The sequence below is a fragment of the Elusimicrobium simillimum genome, assembly GCF_049639735.1.
GTDB lineage: Bacteria > Elusimicrobiota > Elusimicrobia > Elusimicrobiales > Elusimicrobiaceae > Elusimicrobium > Elusimicrobium simillimum.
The window spans coordinates 862627-886018 of sequence record NZ_JBEVVA010000003.1; the positions used below are offsets into that span (position 1 = coordinate 862627).

Below are 23392 nucleotides of genomic sequence, written 5' to 3' on the forward strand. Positions count from 1 at the left end.
CCCGCTAATTGGCGGGGCTTTTTTATATTGTTACGCGGACATTTTTTCTATTTCCGCTTCCAGCTCAAGCCAGCGTTCTTCGGCGCGTTCAATGTCTTTTATTTTATAGGCCAGCTCTTTACTTTTTTGCTGTTCAAACTTTTTAATAAGTTCTTCTTCTAAAACACCGCGTTCGCGCTGCATGTCGGCAATGTCACGCTCAAGAGTTTTTAATTCTTTTCTAAGCGGGGCAATTTCCATACGTCTCTGCGCGGCCAGCCTGCGCTGCTGTTCTTTAGTATGCTGCGCTTCGTCTTTGACAGCTGTCGCCGCGTTGCCAAACTCTATTGTGCCGTTTAAAACTTTTTGTTTATAATCGGCCACGTCGCCGTTAAAGTGGCTTACTTTGCCGCCCGCCACTAACCACAGCCGGTCGCAAACCAGTTCTATCATGTGCAGGTCGTGCGTAATAAGTATTATTGCGCCCTCATACTGGTTAAGCGCGTCTAATAAAGCGCTTCTGGATACTATGTCTAAGTGGTTTGTAGGTTCGTCCAAAATAAGAATGTGCGGCTTGTCTTTAGTAATAAGCGCAAGCATCAGGCGCGCCTTTTCACCGCCGGAAAGCTTACCTATTTTGGTGTCCGATTTATTTTTATTTAAACCAAAACCGCCAAGGTGCGTGTACACCTTTGTCATGGGCACAAGGTAGCCCATAGCGTCGCTCATAACGTCAAAAGGTGTTCTGTCCAGCGCCAACTCTTCCGTCTGGTGTTGGGCAAAATAAGCTATGCGCAGCTTGCGTGATTTTTTGGTTTTACCACTTAATAGTAACAGTCTTTCCGCCAATACTTTGGCTAAGGTTGATTTGCCGTTACCGTTTGCGCCTAATAGCGCGATGCGGTCATCTTGGCTGATGGTAATGTTTAAATTATTAAGCACCACGGTATCGGTATAAGGCGGCGTATTAAGAGAATAACCGGCCACGCCGTCTTCAATACTTATTAAATAGGGCGGTAATTGTTCAGGCTGGGGGAACATAAAGCGTACTTCCGCGTCCACCGGTACTGGCGGCGCGTCGCCCAGGCGTTCTAACATTTTTATTCTGCTTTGCGCCTGAGAAGCTTTGCTTGCCTTGTAGCGGAAGCGGTCCACAAAAGATTGTAAATGCGCACGCTGAATTTCATGCTGTTTTGCGGCGGCGGCGGCGTTTTCTTTTTCTATGGCTCTGGTGCGTTCAAATATGTCATAGTTGCCGTTGTAAGATTTTAATTTGGACTCATCCATAAACACAATGCGGTTGCAAAGTTTATTTAAAATATTGCGGTCATGGCTGATAAGCAAAATGGTTCTGTCCATTTTTTCCAAATAGTTTTCCAGCCAGATGGTTGTTTCTAAGTCCAAGTGGTTTGTAGGTTCGTCCAACAGTAAAATATCAGACGGGGCGAACAATGTGGAAGCCAAGGCCGCGCGCATACGCCACCCACCGGAAAACTCTTTTACGTTACGGTTGAAGTCATCGTTGCTAAAGCCGAGGCCTGTTAAAATAGCGGCCGCGCGCGCCGTGGCGCTGTGCACGCCAAGCGTGTTTAACGTATCATGTATTTCCGCTATTTTGTGCCCGTCCGTTTCATGTTCAAGCATAGTTTGTAGGGCTTTTATGCGCGTGTCTGAATTTAAAATCATTTCTATCAGCGGGATGTTTGTGTCTTCTATTTCCTGTTTTACGGTGGCTACACGGTACTCCGGGTTTATATTTATGCCGCCGCTTTCAGGCGTAAGTTTACCCATGATAAGATTAAACAGCGTTGTCTTTCCGCAGCCGTTCAGCCCCACCAAGCCAACCTTTTGGCCCTGGGCAATAAACAAGTCCGCCCCGTCAAGTAACGTGCGTAACCCAATACTGTAAGAAAGATTTTTAATGTCTATCATTGTTGCTCCCCAAATCTTTGGGGCCCCTTTATTTTATATATAAATAAATCCCTCTCCCTCCTCTGACGGGATAGCGTAGCATGCATATATCCAGATGTAGAGGGTAGGGTGAGGGTGAATATTTTAATCAATTTCTTTTTTTATAACTGTCCATACTGCTTCAATATTACTTAAAATTTCATTATTCCAAAAACGGAGTATTTTATAGCCTTCAGATTCTAAATATTTTGTTCTTTCACTATCAACTTCTTTTGAGTGTTGCCCGCCGTCACATTCAATTATTAAGGTCTTATGAAAACAAACAAAATCGACAATATAAGGGCCTATTTTTTGCTGCCTGCGAAACTTACTTTCCAAACTGCGATTTCGCAATATCTGCCACAATTTGTTTTCGGCCATTGTAGGGATCTTGCGGTTGTTTTTTGCAAATTCTGATAATTTGTTGTCTTGTGGCGTTGGCATTCACCCTCACCTGCTCACTTTGTTCGCTTCCTCTCCCGTCAGAGAAGGGAGAGGAATAAAAACAAACATTTTACTTAAGATTTTAACTTTTTTAATCCGCCGCTTCTTCGGCTAACTCCTCGGCTTTTTCTACACGTTTGCGGTCGTGGAAGTTAAGTATTTTCTTGCGCATACGCAGCGATGTGGGGGTAATTTCCACCAACTCGTCAGGCGCAATGTACTCAATAGCCTGTTCAAGCGTAAACTCGCGTTTGGGCTGTAATGTGTAAGCTTCGTCCGTTGCCTTAGAGCGCATGTTGCTGAGCTTTTTGGCTTTACACGGGTTAACAACCAGGTCGTTATCGCGGGAGTTTTGGCCCACTATCATGCCCTCGTAAACCTTTTCACCGGGGCCTACAAAAAACAAGCCGCCGCTTGATAAAGCGAATATAGCGTACGCCGTTGTCTCACCTGGTTCTTTGGCTATAAACACGCCGTTGTGTCTAAGCGGGTTAAGGTTTGTTTTGGGGTAATAACCGTGGAAGCTGTGGTGCATTATGCCCTTGCCCCTCGTCATGGTTAAAAACTCGTTTTTAAAACCTATTAAAGCGCGTGAGGCTATTAAATATTCCAGTCTTAATCTGTTTTCGCCTTCGCTTATCATGTTTTCAAGTCTGCCCTGGCGCTGGCCTACTAACTCAAATACGCCGCCCTGAAATTCTGAGGTAATATCTAAAATCAAATATTCCATAGGCTCCATCATAACGCCGTTTTCTTCTTTATAAATAACTTCGGGGGAAGAAACCGACAGCTCAAAGCCTTCGCGCCTCATAGTTTCAATTAAAATTGTAAGATGCAGTTCGCCGCGGCCCGATACTTTAAAGCGGCCTTCGCCCTCCATTTGCTCCACAACAAGGCCTACGTTTGTGTGGGCTTCTTTTTCCAGTCGGGCTTTTAAATGCCTGCTGGTTAAAAATTTGCCCTCACGGCCCGCGAAAGGAGAGTCGTTAACAAAAAAGTCCATAGATATGGTAGGCTCGTCAATAGAAAGACCCGGTAACGGTAAGGGGGATTCCGGCTGGCAAAGTGTGTCGCCAACGTTTACGCCCTCTAACCCTGCTATAGATACAATGTCGCCGGCCATAGCTGTTTCAACTTCCTGGTGTATAAGGCCCATAAAACGTTCAATTTTTACAGCTTTTACGGAGCGGGCTTCACCGTTAGGTTTAACCAAAACCAAGCTTTGCCCTTTGCTTACCTTGCCGCTGAATATGCGGCCTATGCCTATGCTGCCCAAAAAATTGCTGTAGTCAAGCATGGTTATTTGCATTTGCAAAGGTTTATCTAAGTGTGCCACCGGCGGGGGACGTTTTTTAAAATACACTCAAATAGCGGTGTGATATCGGTGCCTCTGATAGCGGCGTTTTCCGTCGCCCAGCCCTCTTTGCCTGAAGCGTATAATATCGGGAAGTCCAACTGTTCGTCCGTTGCGCCCAGGTCTATAAAAAGGTTAAATACTTCGTCCACAACACGGTGCGGGTCTGCGTTAATTCTATCCATTTTATTGATTACTACAATAGGGCGTATGCCAAGCGCTAAGGCTTTGCGTAACACGAACCTTGTTTGCGGCATAGGGCCGTCCACAGCGTCTACCATTAATATGGCGCCGTCTACCATTTGTAATACGCGTTCTACTTCACTGCCAAAATCAGCGTGGCCGGGGGTGTCAACAATGTTTACTATGTGGTCTTTATATGGCACAGATGTGCATTTGGCTAAAATTGTAATGCCTCTTTCGCGTTCAAGAGGGTTAGAGTCCAGCACAGTGTCTTGGGCTGCGTCTTCTTTTACGTTAAATTCACCTGTTAATTTTAACATCGAGTCCACAATAGTGGTTTTGCCATGGTCCACGTGGGCTATAATGGCTATATTTCTTACGTCCTTCCTATAGTTTTGCATAAATACCTGTTCTAATTTTGGATTGCAGTGTTGCAGAGTGTTTGAAAGTTGTCTGAAAAACTGATGTATATATTTTATAAAATAATTAGAGTAAGCACAAAACTTTATTTAATTAAGAACACATAATATTTATTTATTGTTTGCAAATATGAATAAAAATATGTATAAATTAATATAATCTAAAAAGCGGGTAAGTACGTCCGCAGGGTTTTTGTATTTTAAAATTATTTGTACAGGAGCGAAGCATGCTTAAAAAGAGAGTGATTCTTTTATTAGCAGTTTTTGTTTTACTATTTAATTCTTTCGCATGGTCAAGTGCGGCGTCGGCCAAAAAACTTGAACTTGGTAAAAAACAGTTCGCGGAAGGAAACTACGACGACGCCAGGGCAAACTTTATAGATGTTATGATGAGCGGCACCCCCAAAGAATTTGCGGAAGCCAACCAGTACATTAACAGAATTCATAATCAAATAGGCAACGTTTCCGAAGCCAAATTTATACCCGATGTTGACCCCGTTGCGGAAGCCAGAGCTAAAGCGAAAGCGGAAGCGGACGCCATTGTAGCGCAGGCCCAAGCGGATGCTGAAGCTATAAGAACATCGGCCGAACAGCAAGCCCAGGCAGCCCAACAAAACGCCCAAAGCGCTTATGACCAGGCCCAGGCGGACGCGGCCGCTGCAAGAGCAAATGCAGAAAAAGCCGTAGCGGACTACAACGCCTCATTACAACAAGGTGCGCAAAACGCGCAAACAGCGGCCACTGCGGCCACATCATCAGCGGCCGCCACGGCGGCAGCTACAACAGCCGCGGCAACTTCAGCCGCAACAGCGGCCCAGCAGGCTGTTTATGATGAGTACGCCTATTACGCCAACCTTGACCCTAACAGTTACGAAGCCAGCGCGAAAAGAGAACAGCTTACCGCCACAACATTAGCCACGTTAAGACAGGCCGCCATAGATAATTTAATAAACACAAAAGGCGTTAAAGTTTACTTCAGAAATAACGATGTTGACGCTATTGATATGGATTCTGAAGTTTTATTTGACAGCGCGTCAAACTTTAAATTATCCAATAAAACTGTTTTAGAAAATCTTTACACATTAATGGTGCTTAGCCCCAAGCCGTCTTTTGTTATACTGCCGGCCGGTTCTTATACCGATAACGTCAGTCTTTCCGGCGTCAAACAGGCTATATCATTAAGTTCATATATGGTCTACAGCGGTATTTCACCTGCCAAAATTTCCTATAATATGGGCTTATATAATGAACAGCCGCCGGCTAAATTCAGCAATTTGGACGGTTTGTCTGTAGTTTTTGATTACGACGCCACACCCGAGCTGGTTATGAAAGACTCCGGCGAAAAACTGCCTTTAATGAGTTTAGCAATAGTGCCCCCGGCCATAAAATGGCGTATGATGCAGAGGGCGGTATGCTTATGGATTATTCCGTAATAGAAACCAAAAACCCTATAGCCAGATGGCAGCTGCAAATTATAGAGCACGCCTCTGATAAAAAGTATTACATTATAAGGCAGGTTGAGGGCACGGGGCCTATTTATAACCAGACATTCTGGAACGGCAGAAGAAACTTCTTTGGTGAAAAGCTGCCCGTAGGTTCTTACACCGCCATACTTTCCGCCACGGACTCGGCCGGCGAGTTAAAAGTTTTAAGACGCAAAATGGAAATTACAGCGGGCGACACTGTTACTAAAACCACGACAAAAACCACCGCCGCCAGCAAACTTAACTACAAAGCAAAACGCTTGTGGACAAGACCTGGAAGGTCAAATATGGCGCCTGTGGCCGCCGCCCAACAGCCTGTGGAAACAGCACAGGAAACGCCTACAACGCAGTATCCTTATGAACAGCCGCAAGACGAGTTTGGCACGGGTGAGCCTTCAGGCACAACAGACCCGTACGGCTATACAGACGATTACGGCGAATACGAATATGAATATTAATCTTATTAACGCAGGGTTTTAAATGTCAAAACTTATAAAAAAAATATTAGGAACGGAGCAAGAAAAGGTAGCTGACTGTTTAGGCCTGTACATAGGCCCTACAGACATGTACCTTTCCCAAACCACTAAAAAGTCCAACGGTATTAATATAGAAGGGCTTATAAGAGTGCCTGTGCCGGCTATGGACAAATCACTCTTAAAACCTTTGGACCTTAACGAAGGCTTTTTTACCTCGCCTGACAATTGGCTGGCGCCGCTTAAAAAAGCTATGGAAAAGAAAAAGTGGAAAACAAATAAGGTTGTGGTGTCGCTTTCTTCCAATTTCTCTATACTCAGGCACTTTGTCATGCCGGCGGTGGAAAGAAAGTATTGGAAGCAGTCTATACCGCTGCAAGCCAGAAAGTATATTCACTATCCTTTTGAAAAGGGCCAGTATTCCTATTATATATATGATTTAGAGACAGCCGTAACCAAGCAGAAAAAGCTTGGCGTTGTTTTTGCCATGACGGGTAAAAAAATTGTGGAGACTATAGTGGAAGGCCTTAAATCTATGGGTTATGAGGTGCTGGCTATAGAGTTGTCTTCATTTTCCGTCACAAGGGCTTTTGCTTCTTTAGATAAAGAGGCTGTGGCCGGCGAGGGCAGAATATACTCATTTTTTGGCGCGGAAAACTCAGAGCTTGTTTTTGTTAATAATAATGTGCCGTTGTTACTGCGCGACCTGGACCTTTCCAGCCCGCTGCCTATTGAAAGGCGCCGTCTTGAAATAGGCAACTATACGGACTTTATATCTAAACAGCTTGAAAAAGACCCTTTTGAAGAAGTTGTTCTTATGGGGCAGAACATTGACGAGTGGACGCCTGTGCTTTAGGCTGACGCCAGAAAGCCGGTGCGTTATTGGAATTTAAAAGAGTCTTTAGGCTTTGATCCCAGAAACGTTGGCGAACTTTGCGCCATAGGCGCGTGCTCTAAGTTTGTGGACGAAACATTGCCTGATGTTGATATGAGCGGGCGCAAACGCGTTACCAGGCAGGAAATTTCCGCAATTATGACAATGTGGAAACTTGCCGTGGTAGCGGTACTTGCCTTTGTGGGTCTCAACCTGTGGGGCAAATACCAGGTTACGCAGGTTCAACAGCAATTAAGAAAAGAAAAGACCAGTGCCGTGCGCATAGCGGACTTTGCGGGTCTTTCTGCTGATAGAATTTTAAGCATGTCCGGTAATATGGAAAATAAAAAAAGTAATTATGACAAATTATTAAACTCTTATACTCTTACGCCAACATTGCTTGCTTTAGGCAAAATCATGCCTGAAGGTATGTGGCTAACAAAGTTTACGTATAATGAGGGTTATTCTGTGGCCGCAGGGTTCTCCGTACCTACTATAGAAATGGAAGGCTACGTTAACTCGCCTAAAGGCGAGTGGAAGGCGGATATTGATATGGGTAACAAATTTAGGGAAGCTTTAAGCGATGACCCTATGTTCGCGCCTTTTTGCAAACCTAACGCCGCGTCTAAAGGGGCCGAAATTACATTTCCCGTGGAAACCACCTCTACATCTGCCAAGGCTAAGAAAGGCACCAGGTTTATACTAAGATGCAGGGAAGGGGGTAAAAAATAATGAAAAAACTTTTAGACTCTCTTAAAACAGGTTTTCAAAACGTTAATATGGTAATAGCGGAAGGCAACTTTAAAATTTTGCTTAAACCTATTATAGTTATGGCGGCTATTTGCGGCGGCTTATACTATTATAACGGCGGCAATGACGCTATTATAAACAAAACAAACGCCGAAATCCGCTCTGAACGCACACAGCGTGAAAAGATGGTGGGTTACGAAAAGAATAAAGAAAGAGTTACCGAAGTGGAAAAATATTTTCCTGAAATAGTTGGTAAAAACGAATGGCTGGTAACGGAAGTTATTGAAACATTCAGCAAAAACAATATGCCTTATTCTTTTACAGGTTCACAGATTGAGGAACAGAACGATACTTTTATAGCTACTTCTATCGGTGTAAGCTTTTCAGGTTCTTATGCTGACGCGGGCAAAATAATAGCCGCGCTTGAAACACGCAACAAATATTTTAAGATATATGATATTTCCGTGCAAAAGGACGAGCAGCAAATAGGCACCAATAAATATACAATAAAAGTGGGTACCGTGTTTCCTAAGGAAAGGTTGTCCGGCAGCGCGGAAGCCGGCGCCGGTAAGGCTGCCAGGGGTGCGAGATAATATGAATAAAAAGATTATCATTATTTTAGTTGTGGTTATTTTAGCGGGCGGCGCTTGGTTTGGATACTCTTATTGGGTTGAAGGGCAGCGCAAACAGGACCGCCGCAGCATTGCTGAAGAAAAACAGAAAGAAGTAGACCGTATACCTGTAACCAGATCCACTTCTATTTCAGAAATGAGTTTTGGCGGTTCCGCGGTTAATACGGAAGAGGGCGAAACAGCGCCCGCAGAGGGGCAGGAAGACCAGCCCTCGCAGGAGCGTATTTCAGAGCCTCAGCAGCCGGCTAAATTTGTGGCGCAGAGAGACGCCGCCGGCCCCGCTGCCGCCGCACTTGCTGTTGATACAATAGAAACCGTATCTATAGATAAGCCGGTAACGGAAGAAGAAATGCTTTCCGGTAAAATAGATTTAAAGTTTGCTCTTTTACCTAACCAGGACCCTACTCTTTCCACAGAAGACATTGCCATAGCGGAAAGAAACAGGATTGAGCGCCAGCGTGCCGAAGAACGCGCCAAAAAAGAAAAAGAAGAAAGAGAAAGACAGGCCAGGCTTAAACGCGAACGTGAAGAAGCGGAAAGACTCGCCCTGTTAAGAGACCCCAGCCGCTTAATAAGAAACCAGATTAAGATAGAAGGTTTGGTGGGGCAGGAAGTTTTTATTAACGGACAGATAAAGACAGTCGGCGACACCGTGCTTGGCGCCACCATTGTGAGCGTGACGGACGACGCCGTGATTTTTAGTTTCAAAGGTCAGAGATTTACTAAAAAAATTGACATAAAATAGTACAGGAGGAAGTGATGAAAAGGAGTTTATTAGTCTTATGGGCGGCGGTCAGCGCGGTGTGTTTAGCCGGCGGCTCTCTGGCTGCTCAGGATGTTAACTTAGAATTACCCAGTGATGACGCCGTAGCGGCGCCCTCAGGCGGGTTTGCCCGTTCCCAGGAGGAAACATCCCTCTACAGAGAACAGGAAACCTCCAGCCCGCTGGACAGAAAGGTTACCATAAGGGTGCAGAGCGTGCCGATATCAACCTTTCTTAACAGCATTTCAGCCCAGGCAAAAATTAACTTTATAATGGGTGAAGAATTTGTGAGCAAAAAGGTTACCGCCTCACTAAGCAACGTTACAGTTAAAGAAGCCTTAGACACATTGCTCAGCGTAAACGGGTTAACGTACCAGCGCGTGGGTAAGAGTAACTCTTATATAGTCACAAAACGTTCCAGCGCTACACCTAATACGATTACAAAAGTTTATACCTTAAACTATATTTCGTTGCAGGGCAACAGCCTTGACGGCAGCAATTCCGGCGGCGGCACAAGGTCAACATTTGCCAGCAGCAGCAACAGCACGCCCACAACAAAAAGCAGCTTAGCCGGCGGCCTTGATATGGGCGCGATTGACGCGCTTACATCCCAGGCTAATAAAGGCGCCACAGGTTCTGACGTATTGGCTATTATCCAGAGTGTTATGTCAAACCAGGGTAAACTTGCTCTTGACCCCAGAACAAATAAACTTATCGTCACAGACGTGCCCGAAGTTTTCCCGCAGCTTGAAAACCTTCTTGCCGAACTTGATATTAAACCGCCGCAGGTTTTAATTGAAGCGCAGATTGTTGAAGTTAACAAAACAAGCGGTCTTTCACTTGGTTTAAGCTACGGCTCTACAGACGGTACAATATTCTCACTTACCGGCCCCAGCAGAGACATTGACCTTAACTACATGAAAGGCAAAGGCGTAAGCGGATGGGGTTATATTTTCCCGGATGCTGATTCTGTCAGCAGCAGCACAGGTTCCTCGGGTTCCAGCTCTTCCAGCTCAGACAGCGGCAATTCCCCGCAGAACGGCTTCTTAGATTTCAGCTCCTTCTCAATCATTCTTAAATCACTCTTAACAAGAGGCGAAGCTAAATATTTAGGCAAACCTAAAGTTGTCACGCTTAACAACCAGCCCGCGGTTATTGAATCAACAAGAGACGCGGCAGTAGGTTTCGCCAGCAACTTAGCTTCTAACTCCGGCAGTGATTCTTCCAACGTTATCAGCCAAACAGCTGAAAGAAAAACAGTTGGTCTCACGCTTAAAGTTACCCCGCAGGTTAACAGAGAGGGCTATATTACATTGTTAGTAGAACCTTCTTACTCAGACATTGTCGCATCCGCGGTGGCGGACGGCACTAAAGATACCGTTAACCGCAGCGCGCAAACGCTTGTTCGTGTTAAAAACGGCCAAACAGTTGTGCTTGGCGGCCTGCTTTCTTCAACGGAAACTCTTGAAGACAGAAAGGTACCGTTACTTGGCGACATTCCGTTAATCGGCTGGTTGTTCACACAAAGATCAACAAGCAAGAGCACTACGGACATGGTAATTTTTGTAACGCCTACAATCTTAGCGGACTAGTTTTACTTTGCGGGGCGCCCAAAAGCGCCCCGCAAAAAGATGTAATTTTGTTAAAAACTTTGCTTTAATATAAATGATGTCAATAGAAGGGAGAAATTTCCCCGGATTTAATGTAAGTAAAAAGCGCAATAAGGAACGGCATTTAAAAAGAGTAAGGCAAACCCAACAAATGCGGCCAATAAAAACAGCAAGGGCCAAAATAGAGCTTTCTGAAATGATGTTAGTCAAAGGTTAAGGTAAACACTAGCTGCAAGCGCCAAAAAAAATAATTTTTTGTTTTTCTTTTTTGGGAAAATTAAAAATTATTTTTAATATTTAGCAGGGGATTATATGAATAAAAAATTAGGCGATATTTTAGTTTCTTCCGGCATAATAAGCGCGGAACAATTAAAAAAAGCCACTTTATACAGCAACCAAAACAGTGTGCCTCTTGGCGACGCCACCATCAAACTTGGTTACGCTACCGAAGAGCAGATAACTGTAGCATTGTCTAAACACTTTTCAGTCCCCTACGCTTCCAGGGAAAACAACATTTTAATCCCGGAACGCGAGCAGGACCTGCAGGCCGTAATTACAGAAAAATTTGCCAGAGAAAACATGGTCTTGCCGCTGTTCTTAGAAGACGGCGTACTTGCCGTTGCCATGTACGAGCCGTCTAACGTATTTTTACTTGATAATATTAAGATGGTAACCGGTTTTGAGGTGCAGCCCTTTATAGCCAGTAAATCACAGATTTTAACCGCTATTGACGTTTTTTACGGCGGTAAAGACTTAATTGAAGAAATAGTGGTAGGCGGCGCGCAGCAAACCCCGGAAGAGCAAAACAACGATGACGTTGAAGTTGTTTCCGTAGAGGGCAAGCTGGACTTGGACGCTGTAAAAGGTTCCGGCTCGCACTATATTAAGCTGGTTAACGCTATTTTAAAGCAGGCCATCGGCGAGAGAACGTCTGACATTCACTTGGAAATGTTTGACGAAATGGTCAGTTTGCGCTTCAGAATCGACGGTTCCCTTTACGAGCGCACCCCGCCGCCAAAGGAAAGCGTCGCGGCTATTATTTCCCGTATTAAAATTCTGTCAAAGTTAGACATTTCTGAAAAGCGTCTGCCGCAGGACGGCAGTTTTGGTATTAAATACCAGAACAGAACCATCGAAATCCGTGTATCAGTCTGTCCCACTGTGTTTGGCGAAAAGCTGGTGCTTCGTATTTTGGACAAAGGTTCCAGCATGCTTACCATTGACCGTTTGGGTTTTGAACCTAAACAAAGGGAAGATTTTCTTGACGCGGCTAACATGCCGCACGGCCTTATCTTTCTTACCGGGCCTACAGGTTCGGGTAAATCAACCACTCTTAACGCGGTTTTAAGCACCATTAAAACGCCTGAGCTTAACTTTATGACGCTTGAAGATCCTGTGGAATACAAACTGCAGGGTATCAGCCAGGTGCAGGTTAAACCGCAAATAGGTTTAACATTCGCCGCCGGTCTGCGTTCGTTCTTACGTCAAGATCCTGACGTTATTCTGGTGGGTGAAGTCCGCGACAATGAGACGGCTGAATCTTGTCTTAAAGCGGCTTTAACAGGCCACTTAGTGCTTTCCACTCTGCATACTAACGAGGCTATAGGCGCTATCCCGCGTCTTATTGACATGGGGATGGAGCCTTTCCTCTTATCCAGTTCACTTGCTTTAGTGGCGGCCCAGCGTCTTATCAGGCAGTTGTGCCCGCATTGTAAGCGCCCGCATACTCCTCCGCAGGATATTATTGACCAGGCTATAAGAGAGTCCGCTTTGCCGCCAGGCGACAAAGACACCTGGACATTCTATACCAAAGTAGGCTGCCCCAAATGCAGTGAAACAGGTTATCTGGGCCGTATGGCTATATACGAAGTTTATAAAGTAAATGAAGAAATGCGTAACATCGTTTATAAAACGCAAGACTTGATAGACCTTAAAAAAGCCGCCAATAATACGGGCGCGTGGAACTTACGCGCAAGCGGCTGGAGAAAGGTTGTTAAGGGTTTAACAACGTACGAAGAAATACTCTCAGTAACAACATTAGATGAATAATAAAAGGGAAATCTATGGCTAATAAATACACATATGTAGTGCAGGACCATAACGGAAAAACCTACAAAGGCAGTATGACCGCCGAGGGCAGAGACAAGGTGGTAGCGTCTTTACAGGCTAACGGTTATATTATTTTGGAAGTTAAAGAATCCGGCGGTAAGGGCGCCTTATTCTCAGGCAAAGCTAAAACAGGTAAAAGCAGCTCAACCAAAGTTAAATCACACGTTTTAGCGTTTTTTGCCGAACAGCTTTCCACACTTATTTCCGGCGGTGTGCCGCTGGTGCGCGCCATAGCGCTGCTGGGCGAGTACGCTTCCGACCCTAACTTGGGTCACGTGCTTGTGCAGGTTTCCAGAGACATTGCGGCGGGGTCGTCATTTCACTCCGCGTTGGAAAAACATCCCAGAACATTTAACCATATTTGGCTTTCACTTGTTCAGGCGGGTGAAGTGGGCGGCCAGTTGTCTGGCACCTTGATGCAGATAGCCAATTACATTAAATCACAAGACGCGGTTAAAAGTAAGATTATTACCGCTGTAACTTACCCCGCTATTTTGTTTGTTATGTCAGTGGGCGTGTTGATTTACTTTATCGTCGGCATCGTGCCTACGTTCGCCACAATTTTTAATGAATCCGGCATGGAACTGCCCGCTATAACGCAGGCTGTGCTCTTAATATCAGACCTTATTACAAAGCGTTTAGGTTGGATTTTAACGTTTTTAATTGGCGGCACGGTGTTGTTCAACGTTTATATACGCGGCGACGCGGGCAAAAGATCATGGCATAGTTTTCTGTTGCATATGCCTTTGGTGGGCAACTTTTTGCAAAATATGTATTTTGAACGTTTGCTTTCCACACTTTCCACACTTCTTAAGAGTGGTGTGACAATTCTTAACTCTATAGCTGTGTTGGAAGAAGCCTTTGGCGGCAACGTTATTATACGCAACGCGCTTAAAGAAGCCAGAAGAGACGTGTCTGAAGGTAAATCTATTTCAGACTCATTTAAAGACACCGGCGTGTTCCCGCCTATTATGACGGAAATGATGAGAATGGGCGAAGAATCAGGCAGACTGCCTAATATTATTGATACTCTGTCTAAGTTTTATAACGACCATGTTAACCAGTTTATCGCGCGTTTCTCCGCGGTTATTGACCCGATACTGATTGTAGGCGTGGGTATCATTATCGGTATAGTTGTTATGTCCATATTTATGCCAATATTTAAGATGTCCCAAATCGGCAACAATATGTAATAGGGGAAATTATGAAGAAAGGATTTACGCTTGTAGAGCTTTTAATAGTTGTAGTTATAGTGACGTTGGTGGTTGTTGTTGCCGTGCCTTCCTTTAGGAACGCGCAGGAAAACAGCAAAAACCAACGCGCGCAAGCCTTGCTTATAGACATAGCGGGCGCTGTGCAAAATTATAAGGCAACAGGCGGCGGTAAGACTGTGGCAGGGTACTTGGACAAAAAACATTTTCCTTCCACACCCAGCTGCGGCGCAGTAGACGAAACTAATTTAGATTGTTTGGCATATGCCGGTTTATTAAAACCCATAAACTGGGACGCGGACACAACAAACTATTATAACGGGTACCAGTTTCAGATATGTACCAATTTAACGCAAAAAGGCTGCTGCAACAATGCTCTTGTGGCTATGCAGAGTAATAAAGAGTCCGGCCGTTTTATTAAAACTAAATGCGCCTGGATTACAAAAATGGGCGAACTTAAACATAACTATGATTTAAGCTCTGAGATATAAGGTTAAATTATGAAAAATAAATTTAATAAACTGGGTTTTACCATGATGGAGCTGCTGGTAATATTTATATTGGTGGCGGTGCTGGCGCAGATTGCTATAGTAACTTACCGCCGCTCTGTGGAAGACTCTAACCTGGACCGCGCAAAAGTTGTTTTGGAAGAAGTCGCTACCGCAGTGCAGCGCTTGCAGACGGATTATCCTTATGTAATGGTTACACATACATCAGCTGTGGCCAAAACTACAGGCACTACGGGCTGTATTATAAACAGACCGTCTAACCCAAGCAATAAAGTTTATATAGCAAACAGTACTGTTGTAACATGCGGTTATTTAAAAAACAGAGATTGGGACCAGCAGGATTTTTCGTTCTATCTTTGCTCAAACGCTAACCCGGGTTCAAATGGAACCTGCTGTTACAAAGGCAAATACCTAGCTTGTATGAAAGGCAAGGCCAGCGCGGGCAGATACGCTGACAAAGAGTACGCTTACGAGGAAAACGTCGGTATAAAAGGAATAAATTAAGGAGTTTTTATGTTAAATAGAAAAGGGTTTACTTTGGTTGAACTTTTGGCGGTAGTTTTTATTATTTCCGCTTTAGCTTTTGTGGCTATCCCGTCTTACATGAATTCCCTTAAAGAAAGCAGAATTGCCGAGGCGCAGATGATTTTAAAAAAAGTGGGGGAGGCTAACGCAACTTTTTTAAGAGATTACCCCAACTACGGTATAACACAAAAAATAACAAACGCCAATACAAATAAAGTGCATACAAATAAAGATTGTAACCCGGCGGACTATGCAAGCAGGCAAAGTTCTGTTTTTACCCAGTGCGGTTATTTAAATAAAGAAAATTGGGATAACTCTTATTTTGATATTTACGTTTGCAACCCAAAGGCGACATCTTTTCCCACAGGCAGCTGCTGCGCTAAGGGCCGTTACGCCGGTATGTATTATGATAAAAACAAGTGCTATTATATAGATAAAAGCGCGGAACTTCAATTTATAGGTGTTAATCTTTAGTTTGATTTATAGTTTAAAGGAAGGTATTTTATGATATTAAATAAAAAAGGGTTGACTATAGCTGAAGCTGTAATATCAATGATGCTGCTGGCTATAGTTACCATGGGTATATACGGTGTTATTATGACCTCCGTCCGCTCCGCTAAAAAGCCTGAAATGCGCGAAGACATGGCGTTTGCCATAGAGCAGGTTACGGCCAGGCTTAAAAGCAATATCCAGCAAGATGTTTTTTGCCGTGAGCTTAACGCTGACGGGACGGCGTGCAGGCTTTATGACGTGGACTGTCATACCCCAAACCGCTACTTTGACGAGCTTACCCAGGAATATAAATATATCTGCGGTACCCCAGCCTGGGCGGACTATTACGGTATTGTAGGCGGCCAGCCGGTTTTTACCGTTCCTAATTCTTCTAATATAATTGACCAAATTTTAAATAATAGAACACAGTATGATATGTGCAATAAAGTTTTGCCTAACGCGGATTCTAAAGAGGCCGGCACAGATATTATTTCCGATGTGCGTAACCCCTGGACGCCGGGTATAGACTACCATATTGACTGTATGCTCCCGCAGGGTTGCCCGGACGGGGTGTTTTTCTACAACGTAACACCGGACTCTTACGGTAACCGAACCATATCTTTCCAACTGGAATGTAACGGGGAGGCCGTATGATAAATAACAACAAAGGTTTTACATTAGTAGAAATTTTGGTGGCTTTATTTTTGACGGGTCTTGTTATGGCTGGGTTAGTGGGGATATGGGTGTCTACCTCTAACTTTGCGTCGTCTTCAAGGGAAGAAATTTTATTTAAAAACGCGTTTTCAGTGGCGTCTAACAGAATACAGAAAGATATTTCCGAGGCTACCGTGGTGGACACCGCGTCACAAGCCTGCGGCGGGACGTCGCAGTCTACTATAAGAATATATAAAAACTATATGTTCCCATCCGCCTCTCTTACTACGCCGCGCTGTGTTGTGGGCGCTACGTTAAGTTCCCAAAAAGCGGAGGCTATAGAATATTGTTATAACGCAAATACTAAACAGATTAACAGAACCGTTTATACAATAAACTGTTCGGAAACATTTAACAAGCTTAGTTGCTTTTGCGAAGATACGGACACCTCAAAAAGTACGGATTTCCTGGTAGGTAAGATTTCACAGGCGCCTGTGGCCAGCGGGTCCGGCAATCTTATAAGCTATAGTTTTGAAACTTCAACCAAGGTAGGTAGAAATAAACGTCCCGTTACTCTTAAGTTTGATAAGACGTTTAACTTTTTAGCTGGCAATACGGGATTTTAAGGAGATTTATATGTTTAATAACAGAGGTTCAGCTTTAATGCAGGTGCTGTTGGTTACGGTTATCGTAGCCACAATAGCCACGTTTATTTTACGTCTTAACTTATCCAGGACTACAACCGCGGCAAACACTATGAGACAGCTGCACGCTAAAAGCCTTATGGAAGCGTGCAACTCACAGGTGCACGCCATTCGTTCTGTGGGCGGCGCATTGCCCAGCTCATGCACTATAGACGGTATTGTGATAAAAGTTAATTCACAAAATAAGTCTATTGTAGAAGACGGGCAAAATATAACAATACAAGAAATTACTTTTGAAATAGATTCTGATTACATGAGTTTGCTTTAGCTTTAACTTTACAAAACCCCCGCCTGCTAGGCGGGGGTTTATTTTATTGGCGCACTATTTTACACGGGCTTTTGAAAGCCTGTCCCCTCAATAGTTAATTTATATTTTGTAACGGCGCCCGTAAAATTGCTATATTAAATGTTATGAAAAAATTATTTTTATTTACGGTGCTACTTTTAGCGGCGCAGGGCGCGTACGCGCAAAACTCCGCGCAGCCTGCCAACGCCAAAAATAAAAATACTATCCCCAAGGAATACATAGACGCTGTTGTAACCATGACAGGCAATAAGGCGGAAGCTGAAGACTTTTCAAACAGCGTTATACCCGCTTTGCCTGATTCCGCCCTTACTGAGGAGCAAAAGGCCCAAAAAGCGCAGGAAATGGAGTTTCCCACAACTTTGCCTGAGTTGCCCTCAGCATCTGTTTCAGCACGCCCTGTAGTAAACCAGCCGCCCCAAATTGAGCCTGTAAAAAGCGCGCGTCCTGTTGTAACCGCTACGCAGAGTGTGCAGCCAAAAACAGAGGTTCCGGGCGGTACAACATTTTCTTTAATTAAATCATCGGGTACCGCGCAGCCTAAAGTTGATACTGCACAAATTATATTGCCATCAGACGAGGCTCTTGAGCCTAAAACGCCAGACCTTCCCGCCAGCCCCGTACCGGTAAAAGTGGCGCAGGAGGCCCCCAAACCCGCCGGACGTGATTATTCTAACCCCGGCAAAGGCTGGAGCCGCTCTTATACAAACAACTTTAATATTTTTATAGATAATACCAGGCAGGGCATTTATACCGCGGGCCTGAACTTGGTGCTTGAAAACGCGCACGCCACCATGATTATGAACATGCCCAACATCAACCCCTCAAAAACAAATGTTTACGTTTATAAAAGCAAAGAGGACTATTTGAACGGCGAGTTTAAACCGTTTCAATGGTCTGAGGCTGTGTTTATTTTAGGTAAGTCTACAATAGTTCTTTATAATAATAACGGTGACACCGCCGCCCTTAAAAGGGTGTTTATGCACGAATATACCCACATGCTTAACGACGACTATTTTAACCCCGGCGGCAAAGGTATGATATCGCCGTTGTGGTTAGACGAAGGCATGGCTGTGAATATGGAAGATATTGCGGACACTTACTCCGGCGGCGCCTGGGCCAATGACCTGCTTATATATGATATACGCGCGCAAAAACAAAAGGGCATAGGCGCGCAGCCCGCTAATGTGATTTATTTTGAAAGATTTGTGGATTTTATGAAAGACAGTTCCATAGACAAATTTACCAAAGAAAACCGTGTGCAGGACTGGTACCTGCAGGCGTACGCCATGCTGCGCTTTTTATGGAAGCCCTATAACGCGCAGATACCTGAAAATAAAATGCAGTTCCAGCGTTTTTTGCAATTGCTTAAGGAGGGGGAACCTAAACTGAACCCCCGCACGCTTATGCCTATTAAGGACTCAAGAGGCAGGACGGTATATCAGAAGTTAACGGTTGATCAGGCTTTGCAGCGTGCCTACGGGTTTGCCAATATCGATGACTTTGAGTCTAGGTTTTGGGTTTGGTACAGGAGTTTAAAGATGAAGCAGATTTCCGCGCCTAAATCCACCCCGGTAAAACGCATGGGCCAAACCAGATTCATACAACACGGCACAGGCAGATAGAGTAATTTCTATTCCTTATTCCACGGCGCCCTAGCTTCCAATTTTGAGCGCTTTTTTATTTTCCAGCCCTTGCCGTACGAGGTTGTACTGTCTGCGGGCTGGAAAATAAAAAATCACTTCAAAATTGAAAGCGGTGGATAAATGAAGTGCGGCACACTTCTGTTATGGTAAATATTTTTAACTGCATTAATATAAAAAGCCCCGCTCATATGAGTGGGGCTTTTGTTTGTTTTTATTCTACATCTTAAAATCTTCGCCTAAGTATAGCTTGCGGGCATTAGTGTCGTTAAGCAGCGTGTCCTGGTCGCCTTCCACAAGTATTTGGCCGTCGTAAATTAAATAGGCGCGTTCAGTCAGCGGCAGCGTTTCACGCACGTTGTGGTCAGTTATAAGTACGCCTATGCCTTTGTCTTTAAGCTTAAAAATCATCTGTCTAAGGTCGGCCACGGTTATAGGGTCAATACCTACAAAAGGTTCGTCCAGCAAAATAATTTTAGGGTCGCTTATCATACAGCGGGCTATTTCCATACGGCGCTTTTCTCCGCCGGAAAGCGTCCACGCTTTTTGCTTGGTAAGCTTTGTCAGGCCAAACTCTTCAAGCAGGCTTTCCACACGCTGTTTGCGTTTATTTTTATTAGGCTCAATGCGCTCAAGCACGGCGAGTAAATTTTCTTCTACGGTAAGGCCTTTGAAAATAGTAGGTTCTTGCGCCAAATAGCCAAGGCCGTGGCGGGCGCGTTCAAACATAGGCTGTTCTGTCACGTCAATACCATCCATAAACACTTTGCCTGCGCTTGGCTCAATAAAACCCACCAGCATATAAAAACTTGTGGTCTTGCCCGCGCCGTTGGGCCCCAAAAGGCCTACAATCTCGCCTGAAGAAACGTGTATATCCACGCCCTTTACCACGCGCCTTTGTTTATAAACTTTTTCTATTCCCTGTGACCTCAGTTTCATTGTTTCTCCGTAAAACTAAATTATTCTTTGGGGGTAACCCACCCTCTCACGCGGCCGGTGGCGCGCACAAATTTGGTGTTTGTTTTTACTTCAACATAGTCGGCCTGTAGGGCGCCGGACATATCTTCATTGTCCATAAGAAAAAGCGGATAATTTTTTTCCGCCGTTATTAATTGTTTAAAACCATTGTAAGACATATAATCAGCAAAGGCTGTATAGTTTTTATTGTCCAGCTCAACATTACCCTCTAAAAATATTACCTTACCCGTTTGGTTAACATAAAAAGAATCCGCGAACGCCACTATAAAATCGTCTTCGGTAGTATATGTCATAGTAGCGTTTTCCCATAATTTTAGGGAATTTACGGTTGTGTTTGAGTATGCGTGCTTGCCTTTAGCGTCTATTTTATACTCGCCGGGGACAGTGTAAATAATATTTACCATACTGTCGCCGCCTTCGGCATACGCTTTCCTATCAAAGTTAGTAAACTTGGCGTTGTCTGAGTACATTTCTACCATTTTACCGTCGGCGTCTTTGTTCATCAGGTATGTGTTGCCAAATATTGTAAAAGTGTCTTTTGCCCTGTCCGATACCGCCCTGTCCGCTTTTAATTTATAAAATTTACTTTGGTAACTTACGTTGCCTATAAATTCTTCCTGCTGCTTATCACGCTTTACTATCCACTTATCGCTCTTAAGCATGCCGCCCAAAAGCCCCGGCGGCAATTGCTGCGCTGCTAGGGGGGTAACAAGTGCGGACGCTAAAATTAAACTAAATATCCTTTTCATTTTCCGGTATTACCGTGGTTTGGTTTTCCAGTTCTATTTCGCTAAAGTCGCCGTTGGCTTTCATGCCGGCGGCTTTAACGGTAACGCCGTTGCGTTTAATATGTACTGTTCTGTCCGTCCAAATCTTTTTTGTTTCAATATTATAATAAAGAACGCTTGTTCTGAGCGTGGCGTTTTCCGTTACTGATTTGCCCTGCACGTTGCCGCGCAGCACAATGCTTTGCTCTTTCATGGATATTTGCCCGGTGTCGCCTTTAATAGTGCTTACGGCGTCGTCTTTATCTTTAAAAGTAAGGTTGGGTTTTACTAAATCAGCCGCTTCTCTGTCTTCATAAAATTTAACTGTATCCGCGTTTAATATCCAGCTGTGGCGGCCGCCCTTAGCCTCGTACATAACGGCGTTTTGCACTATTTGTACGCCGGGCTCGTCCCCGTCGTCAACACCGCTGTTGCCGGAACATGCCAGCATAAAAACCAAAGGTAAAAGTAAAATCAGTTTCTTCATTTTTTATCTATAAGGTCCAAAAATTCCGTTAAATCACTTTTGTCTAAAATACCCACAACTTTTTTATTTTTATCCACCACAGGTACGTTGTCTATGTGGCGGGCGTTAATAATTTTTGCCGCTTCTATGGCCGGGGTGTCGGCGGTTACGGTAGTTGGGTTTTTAGTCATTAGGTCAACTATTTTTTTATTTAAAATATTGCCGTCCTTCTGTAAAGCTCTTCTTAAGTCACCGTCTGTAAAAAAGCCTATTAATTTGCCTTTGGCGTCTACCACGCTGGTGGCGCCGGCTTTGGTTTTGGTCATAACAACAAGCGCGTCTTTTATTAAAGCGGTTTTGGGTGTAACGGGGTTTTTGCTGCCTTTGCTCATAATATCTTCCACGTTATTTGTAAGCAGCTTGCCAAGCGAGCCGCCCGGGTGGAAAACGGCAAAATCTTCTTTTTCAAATTTTTTAAGTTTCATTAAAGAAATAGCCAAAGCGTCGCCCAGTACAAGCATTACCGTGGTGGAAGATGACGGCGCCAAATTGTATGGGCAGGCCTCTTTGCACACGTGCATTTCTATGTGTATGTCAGAAAGTTTGGCAAGTTTAGAATTCTTGTTGCCCGTCATAGAAATTACGGTAAGTTTAAGTTTGTTAAGAGAGGGGAGAAGTTTTCCTATTTCTTCAGTATTGCCTGAATATGAAAGCGCCAACACAACGTCGCCGTTTGTTATCATGCCCAGGTCACCGTGCAGCGCTTCAACCGGGTGCATGAACAAGGCAGGCGTGCCTGTGGAGGCTAACGTAGCCGCTATTTTTCGCCCTATAATACCGCTTTTGCCTATGCCCAAAACCACTACTCTGCCTTTGCTTTTTGCTATAGCGTCAACCGCCGCTAAAAAGTTAGCGTCTATACTTTTGTAGGCGTTGGCAAGCTCCGCGCTTTCTATTTTTATTACTTCAGAGGCAATTTTTTTGATGTCGGTTTTTTCTTGTTTAGGCATAAGTAATCTCTTATTTAAATTTTTTAACTAAAGCGTCTATTGCGGCGGTTTCTTTAACCATTTTTTTAAGTTCCGCGTAATTAAGCGAATTGGGGCCGTCTGAAAGCGCTTTAGCCGGGTTAGGGTGCGCTTCAAAAAATATACCCGCTATGCCGATAGCGGCCGCGGATTTGGCCAAAATAGGGGCGAACTTAGAGTCCCCGCCCGTCGCGCTGCCAAGCCCGCCGGGCTTTTGCACGGAGTGCGTAGCGTCTAAAATAACCGGGTAGCCAAACTGTTTCATTATAGCCAGTGAGCGCATGTCTACAATTAAATCGCCGTAGCCAAAGGAAAATCCGCGCTCCGTAAGCATAATTTTTTTGTTACCAGTGGATTCAATTTTTTTAATAATATTGCCCATGCCCTCAGGTGCTAAAAACTGGCCTTTTTTTACGTTAACTATTTTGCCCGTTTCGCCACACGCAAGCAGCAGGTCCGTCTGGCGGGAAAGAAAGGCGGGTATTTGTAAAATATCGGCAACCTCGGCCACAGTCTCGGCCTGCCAGGGTTCGTGCACGTCAACGGATACTGGCACGTTTAAAGCCTTTTTCACTTTAGCAAGTATTTTCAGCCCGTCGTGCATGCCCGGCCCGCGGAAGGAGCATATAGACGTGCGGTTAGCTTTGTCAAACGAGGCTTTTAATATAAAATTTCTGCCAAAGGAGTTTACTATTTTTTTTATTTCTTTGGCTGAATCAGAGTAATGTTTTTCTGACTCTATTATGCAGGTGCCCCCAATGTAAACCAAGGGGGAGGAATTGGAAATTTTAATGCCGTTTAAAGTGATAGTTTTGTTCATATATACATAATAGCAAATTCTGGCTGTGTATTAGCTGCTTGATATGACGCTTATTTCCTCTCCCTCTTAGGGGAGAGGAAGTTTTTCTGCGTTGTTTGCCGCATAGCGGCTGCAGAAAAACAGGTGAGGGTGCTGATTTTATTTGTCAAAAGGTCATTTTATTTTATAACGGCGCATATTTGTGTATATCACCCTCACCCGCTCACGCTAAAGCGTGAGAATTTGCGCTGTGAACTTTGTTCACTAAAACGTGCGCAAATTTACTTA

Annotated in this window: 23 protein-coding genes and 1 pseudogene; 16 read left to right on the forward strand and 8 right to left on the reverse strand. The window is 44.3% G+C overall.

Annotation, left to right across the window (positions count from 1 at the left end):
• Nucleotides 1-30 precede the first annotated feature (30 nt).
• From AAIR98_RS04940 to typA, 3 genes and pseudogenes are all read right to left on the reverse strand, one after another.
• Nucleotides 31-1911 carry an ABC-F family ATP-binding cassette domain-containing protein gene (locus AAIR98_RS04940; protein WP_423971091.1) on the reverse strand — a complete coding sequence of 627 codons (1881 nt, stop codon included), beginning with the start codon at nt 1909-1911 and terminating at the stop codon, nt 31-33.
• A gap of 123 nt (nt 1912-2034) precedes the next feature.
• Nucleotides 2035-2373, reverse strand: coding sequence for an endonuclease domain-containing protein (locus tag AAIR98_RS04945; RefSeq protein WP_423971092.1), 339 nt, complete (start codon nt 2371-2373; stop codon nt 2035-2037).
• A gap of 91 nt (nt 2374-2464) precedes the next feature.
• Nucleotides 2465-4311, reverse strand: a pseudogene (typA, locus tag AAIR98_RS04950) (translational GTPase TypA).
• Between the two features lie 245 nt (nt 4312-4556).
• On the opposite strand from typA, the gene AAIR98_RS04955 reads away from it, so the two are divergent.
• The 16 genes from AAIR98_RS04955 (at nt 4557) to AAIR98_RS05030 (ending at nt 19048) form a co-directional block, all read left to right on the forward strand.
• Nucleotides 4557-5762, forward strand: coding sequence for a hypothetical protein (locus tag AAIR98_RS04955; protein ID WP_423971093.1), 1206 nt, complete (start codon nt 4557-4559; stop codon nt 5760-5762).
• Complete coding sequence (locus AAIR98_RS04960; RefSeq protein ID WP_423971094.1) at nt 5741-6271, forward strand: hypothetical protein; 531 nt, start codon at nt 5741-5743, stop codon at nt 6269-6271. Before AAIR98_RS04955 ends, AAIR98_RS04960 begins: the two co-directional genes overlap by 22 nt.
• 22 nt (nt 6272-6293) lie before the next feature.
• The gene (locus AAIR98_RS04965) at nt 6294-7142 is read left to right on the forward strand and encodes a hypothetical protein (protein WP_423971095.1); all 849 of its coding nucleotides are present in this window, start codon (nt 6294-6296) and stop codon (nt 7140-7142) included.
• Nucleotides 7143-7160: 18 nt separating this feature from the next.
• On the forward strand, nt 7161-7892 hold the full coding sequence (locus tag AAIR98_RS04970) for a hypothetical protein (protein ID WP_423971096.1): 732 nt from the start codon (nt 7161-7163) through the stop codon (nt 7890-7892).
• The gene (locus tag AAIR98_RS04975) at nt 7892-8503 is read left to right on the forward strand and encodes a hypothetical protein (protein ID WP_423971097.1); all 612 of its coding nucleotides are present in this window, start codon (nt 7892-7894) and stop codon (nt 8501-8503) included. The genes AAIR98_RS04970 and AAIR98_RS04975 overlap by 1 nt, the downstream gene beginning before the upstream one ends.
• Before the next feature lies 1 nt (nt 8504).
• The gene (locus AAIR98_RS04980) at nt 8505-9287 is read left to right on the forward strand and encodes a hypothetical protein (RefSeq protein WP_423971098.1); all 783 of its coding nucleotides are present in this window, start codon (nt 8505-8507) and stop codon (nt 9285-9287) included.
• 14 nt (nt 9288-9301) lie between these two features.
• Nucleotides 9302-10897, forward strand: a complete 1596-nt coding sequence (locus tag AAIR98_RS04985; protein ID WP_423971099.1) for a secretin N-terminal domain-containing protein — start codon at nt 9302-9304, stop codon at nt 10895-10897.
• A gap of 330 nt (nt 10898-11227) precedes the next feature.
• Nucleotides 11228-12964, forward strand: coding sequence for a GspE/PulE family protein (locus tag AAIR98_RS04990; RefSeq protein WP_423971100.1), 1737 nt, complete (start codon nt 11228-11230; stop codon nt 12962-12964).
• 14 nt (nt 12965-12978) lie between these two features.
• Complete coding sequence (locus AAIR98_RS04995; RefSeq protein ID WP_423971101.1) at nt 12979-14217, forward strand: type II secretion system F family protein; 1239 nt, start codon at nt 12979-12981, stop codon at nt 14215-14217.
• Nucleotides 14218-14228: 11 nt separating this feature from the next.
• The gene (locus AAIR98_RS05000) at nt 14229-14726 is read left to right on the forward strand and encodes a prepilin-type N-terminal cleavage/methylation domain-containing protein (RefSeq protein ID WP_423971102.1); all 498 of its coding nucleotides are present in this window, start codon (nt 14229-14231) and stop codon (nt 14724-14726) included.
• A gap of 9 nt (nt 14727-14735) precedes the next feature.
• A complete protein-coding gene (locus AAIR98_RS05005; protein ID WP_423971103.1) occupies nt 14736-15248 on the forward strand; it encodes a type IV pilin protein in 513 nt (170 codons plus the stop codon).
• A 9-nt stretch (nt 15249-15257) separates the two neighbouring features.
• A complete protein-coding gene (locus AAIR98_RS05010) occupies nt 15258-15743 on the forward strand; it encodes a type IV pilin protein (RefSeq protein WP_423971104.1) in 486 nt (161 codons plus the stop codon).
• A 30-nt stretch (nt 15744-15773) separates the two neighbouring features.
• Entirely contained in the window at nt 15774-16415 is a 642-nt protein-coding gene (locus AAIR98_RS05015) for a type IV pilus modification PilV family protein (RefSeq protein ID WP_423971105.1), read from the forward strand.
• Nucleotides 16412-17041: a PulJ/GspJ family protein gene (locus tag AAIR98_RS05020; RefSeq protein WP_423971106.1), complete on the forward strand. Its 630-nt coding sequence runs from the start codon at nt 16412-16414 to the stop codon at nt 17039-17041. The genes AAIR98_RS05015 and AAIR98_RS05020 overlap by 4 nt, the downstream gene beginning before the upstream one ends.
• 10 nt (nt 17042-17051) lie before the next feature.
• Nucleotides 17052-17387 (forward strand): hypothetical protein, encoded by a 336-nt coding sequence (locus AAIR98_RS05025; protein WP_423971107.1) that lies wholly within the window; start codon nt 17052-17054, stop codon nt 17385-17387.
• A 143-nt stretch (nt 17388-17530) separates the two neighbouring features.
• Nucleotides 17531-19048 carry a hypothetical protein gene (locus AAIR98_RS05030; RefSeq protein ID WP_423971108.1) on the forward strand — a complete coding sequence of 506 codons (1518 nt, stop codon included), beginning with the start codon at nt 17531-17533 and terminating at the stop codon, nt 19046-19048.
• Between the two features lie 237 nt (nt 19049-19285).
• On the opposite strand, the gene lptB is transcribed toward AAIR98_RS05030, so the two are convergent.
• From lptB to kdsA, 5 genes are read right to left on the reverse strand one after another with little or no spacing between them, the layout of a single operon-like run.
• Entirely contained in the window at nt 19286-20005 is a 720-nt protein-coding gene (gene lptB, locus AAIR98_RS05035) for an LPS export ABC transporter ATP-binding protein (protein WP_423971109.1), read from the reverse strand.
• Between the two features lie 20 nt (nt 20006-20025).
• A complete protein-coding gene (locus AAIR98_RS05040; protein ID WP_423971110.1) occupies nt 20026-20793 on the reverse strand; it encodes a hypothetical protein in 768 nt (255 codons plus the stop codon).
• The gene (lptC, locus tag AAIR98_RS05045) at nt 20777-21298 is read right to left on the reverse strand and encodes an LPS export ABC transporter periplasmic protein LptC (protein ID WP_423971111.1); all 522 of its coding nucleotides are present in this window, start codon (nt 21296-21298) and stop codon (nt 20777-20779) included. The genes AAIR98_RS05040 and lptC overlap by 17 nt, the downstream gene beginning before the upstream one ends.
• Nucleotides 21295-22287: a KpsF/GutQ family sugar-phosphate isomerase gene (locus AAIR98_RS05050; RefSeq protein ID WP_423971112.1), complete on the reverse strand. Its 993-nt coding sequence runs from the start codon at nt 22285-22287 to the stop codon at nt 21295-21297. Before AAIR98_RS05050 ends, lptC begins: the two co-directional genes overlap by 4 nt.
• A gap of 10 nt (nt 22288-22297) precedes the next feature.
• Complete coding sequence (gene kdsA, locus AAIR98_RS05055; RefSeq protein WP_423971113.1) at nt 22298-23125, reverse strand: 3-deoxy-8-phosphooctulonate synthase; 828 nt, start codon at nt 23123-23125, stop codon at nt 22298-22300.
• Nucleotides 23126-23392 lie beyond the last annotated feature (267 nt).

What these genes read in the sequence shown, in the direction of transcription:
- AAIR98_RS04955 (WP_423971093.1), top strand. Translation starts at nt 4,557, where the DNA reads ATGCTTAAAAAGAGAGTGATTCTTTTATTAGCAGTTTTTGTTTTACTA.
- lptC (WP_423971111.1), bottom strand. Translation starts at nt 21,298, where the DNA reads ATGAAGAAACTGATTTTACTTTTACCTTTGGTTTTTATGCTGGCATGT.
- AAIR98_RS05015 (WP_423971105.1), top strand. Translation starts at nt 15,774, where the DNA reads ATGATATTAAATAAAAAAGGGTTGACTATAGCTGAAGCTGTAATATCA.
- AAIR98_RS04975 (WP_423971097.1), top strand. Translation starts at nt 7,892, where the DNA reads ATGAAAAAACTTTTAGACTCTCTTAAAACAGGTTTTCAAAACGTTAAT.
- AAIR98_RS05005 (WP_423971103.1), top strand. Translation starts at nt 14,736, where the DNA reads ATGAAAAATAAATTTAATAAACTGGGTTTTACCATGATGGAGCTGCTG.
- AAIR98_RS04965 (WP_423971095.1), top strand. Translation starts at nt 6,294, where the DNA reads ATGTCAAAACTTATAAAAAAAATATTAGGAACGGAGCAAGAAAAGGTA.
- AAIR98_RS05000 (WP_423971102.1), top strand. Translation starts at nt 14,229, where the DNA reads ATGAAGAAAGGATTTACGCTTGTAGAGCTTTTAATAGTTGTAGTTATA.
- AAIR98_RS05010 (WP_423971104.1), top strand. Translation starts at nt 15,258, where the DNA reads ATGTTAAATAGAAAAGGGTTTACTTTGGTTGAACTTTTGGCGGTAGTT.
- AAIR98_RS04945 (WP_423971092.1), bottom strand. Translation starts at nt 2,373, where the DNA reads ATGCCAACGCCACAAGACAACAAATTATCAGAATTTGCAAAAAACAAC.
- AAIR98_RS05020 (WP_423971106.1), top strand. Translation starts at nt 16,412, where the DNA reads ATGATAAATAACAACAAAGGTTTTACATTAGTAGAAATTTTGGTGGCT.
- lptB (WP_423971109.1), bottom strand. Translation starts at nt 20,005, where the DNA reads ATGAAACTGAGGTCACAGGGAATAGAAAAAGTTTATAAACAAAGGCGC.
- kdsA (WP_423971113.1), bottom strand. Translation starts at nt 23,125, where the DNA reads ATGAACAAAACTATCACTTTAAACGGCATTAAAATTTCCAATTCCTCC.
- AAIR98_RS05025 (WP_423971107.1), top strand. Translation starts at nt 17,052, where the DNA reads ATGTTTAATAACAGAGGTTCAGCTTTAATGCAGGTGCTGTTGGTTACG.
- AAIR98_RS04960 (WP_423971094.1), top strand. Translation starts at nt 5,741, where the DNA reads ATGCTTATGGATTATTCCGTAATAGAAACCAAAAACCCTATAGCCAGA.
- AAIR98_RS04980 (WP_423971098.1), top strand. Translation starts at nt 8,505, where the DNA reads ATGAATAAAAAGATTATCATTATTTTAGTTGTGGTTATTTTAGCGGGC.
- AAIR98_RS04985 (WP_423971099.1), top strand. Translation starts at nt 9,302, where the DNA reads ATGAAAAGGAGTTTATTAGTCTTATGGGCGGCGGTCAGCGCGGTGTGT.
- AAIR98_RS05040 (WP_423971110.1), bottom strand. Translation starts at nt 20,793, where the DNA reads ATGAAAAGGATATTTAGTTTAATTTTAGCGTCCGCACTTGTTACCCCC.
- AAIR98_RS04940 (WP_423971091.1), bottom strand. Translation starts at nt 1,911, where the DNA reads ATGATAGACATTAAAAATCTTTCTTACAGTATTGGGTTACGCACGTTA.
- AAIR98_RS04990 (WP_423971100.1), top strand. Translation starts at nt 11,228, where the DNA reads ATGAATAAAAAATTAGGCGATATTTTAGTTTCTTCCGGCATAATAAGC.
- AAIR98_RS05050 (WP_423971112.1), bottom strand. Translation starts at nt 22,287, where the DNA reads ATGCCTAAACAAGAAAAAACCGACATCAAAAAAATTGCCTCTGAAGTA.
- AAIR98_RS05030 (WP_423971108.1), top strand. Translation starts at nt 17,531, where the DNA reads ATGAAAAAATTATTTTTATTTACGGTGCTACTTTTAGCGGCGCAGGGC.
- AAIR98_RS04995 (WP_423971101.1), top strand. Translation starts at nt 12,979, where the DNA reads ATGGCTAATAAATACACATATGTAGTGCAGGACCATAACGGAAAAACC.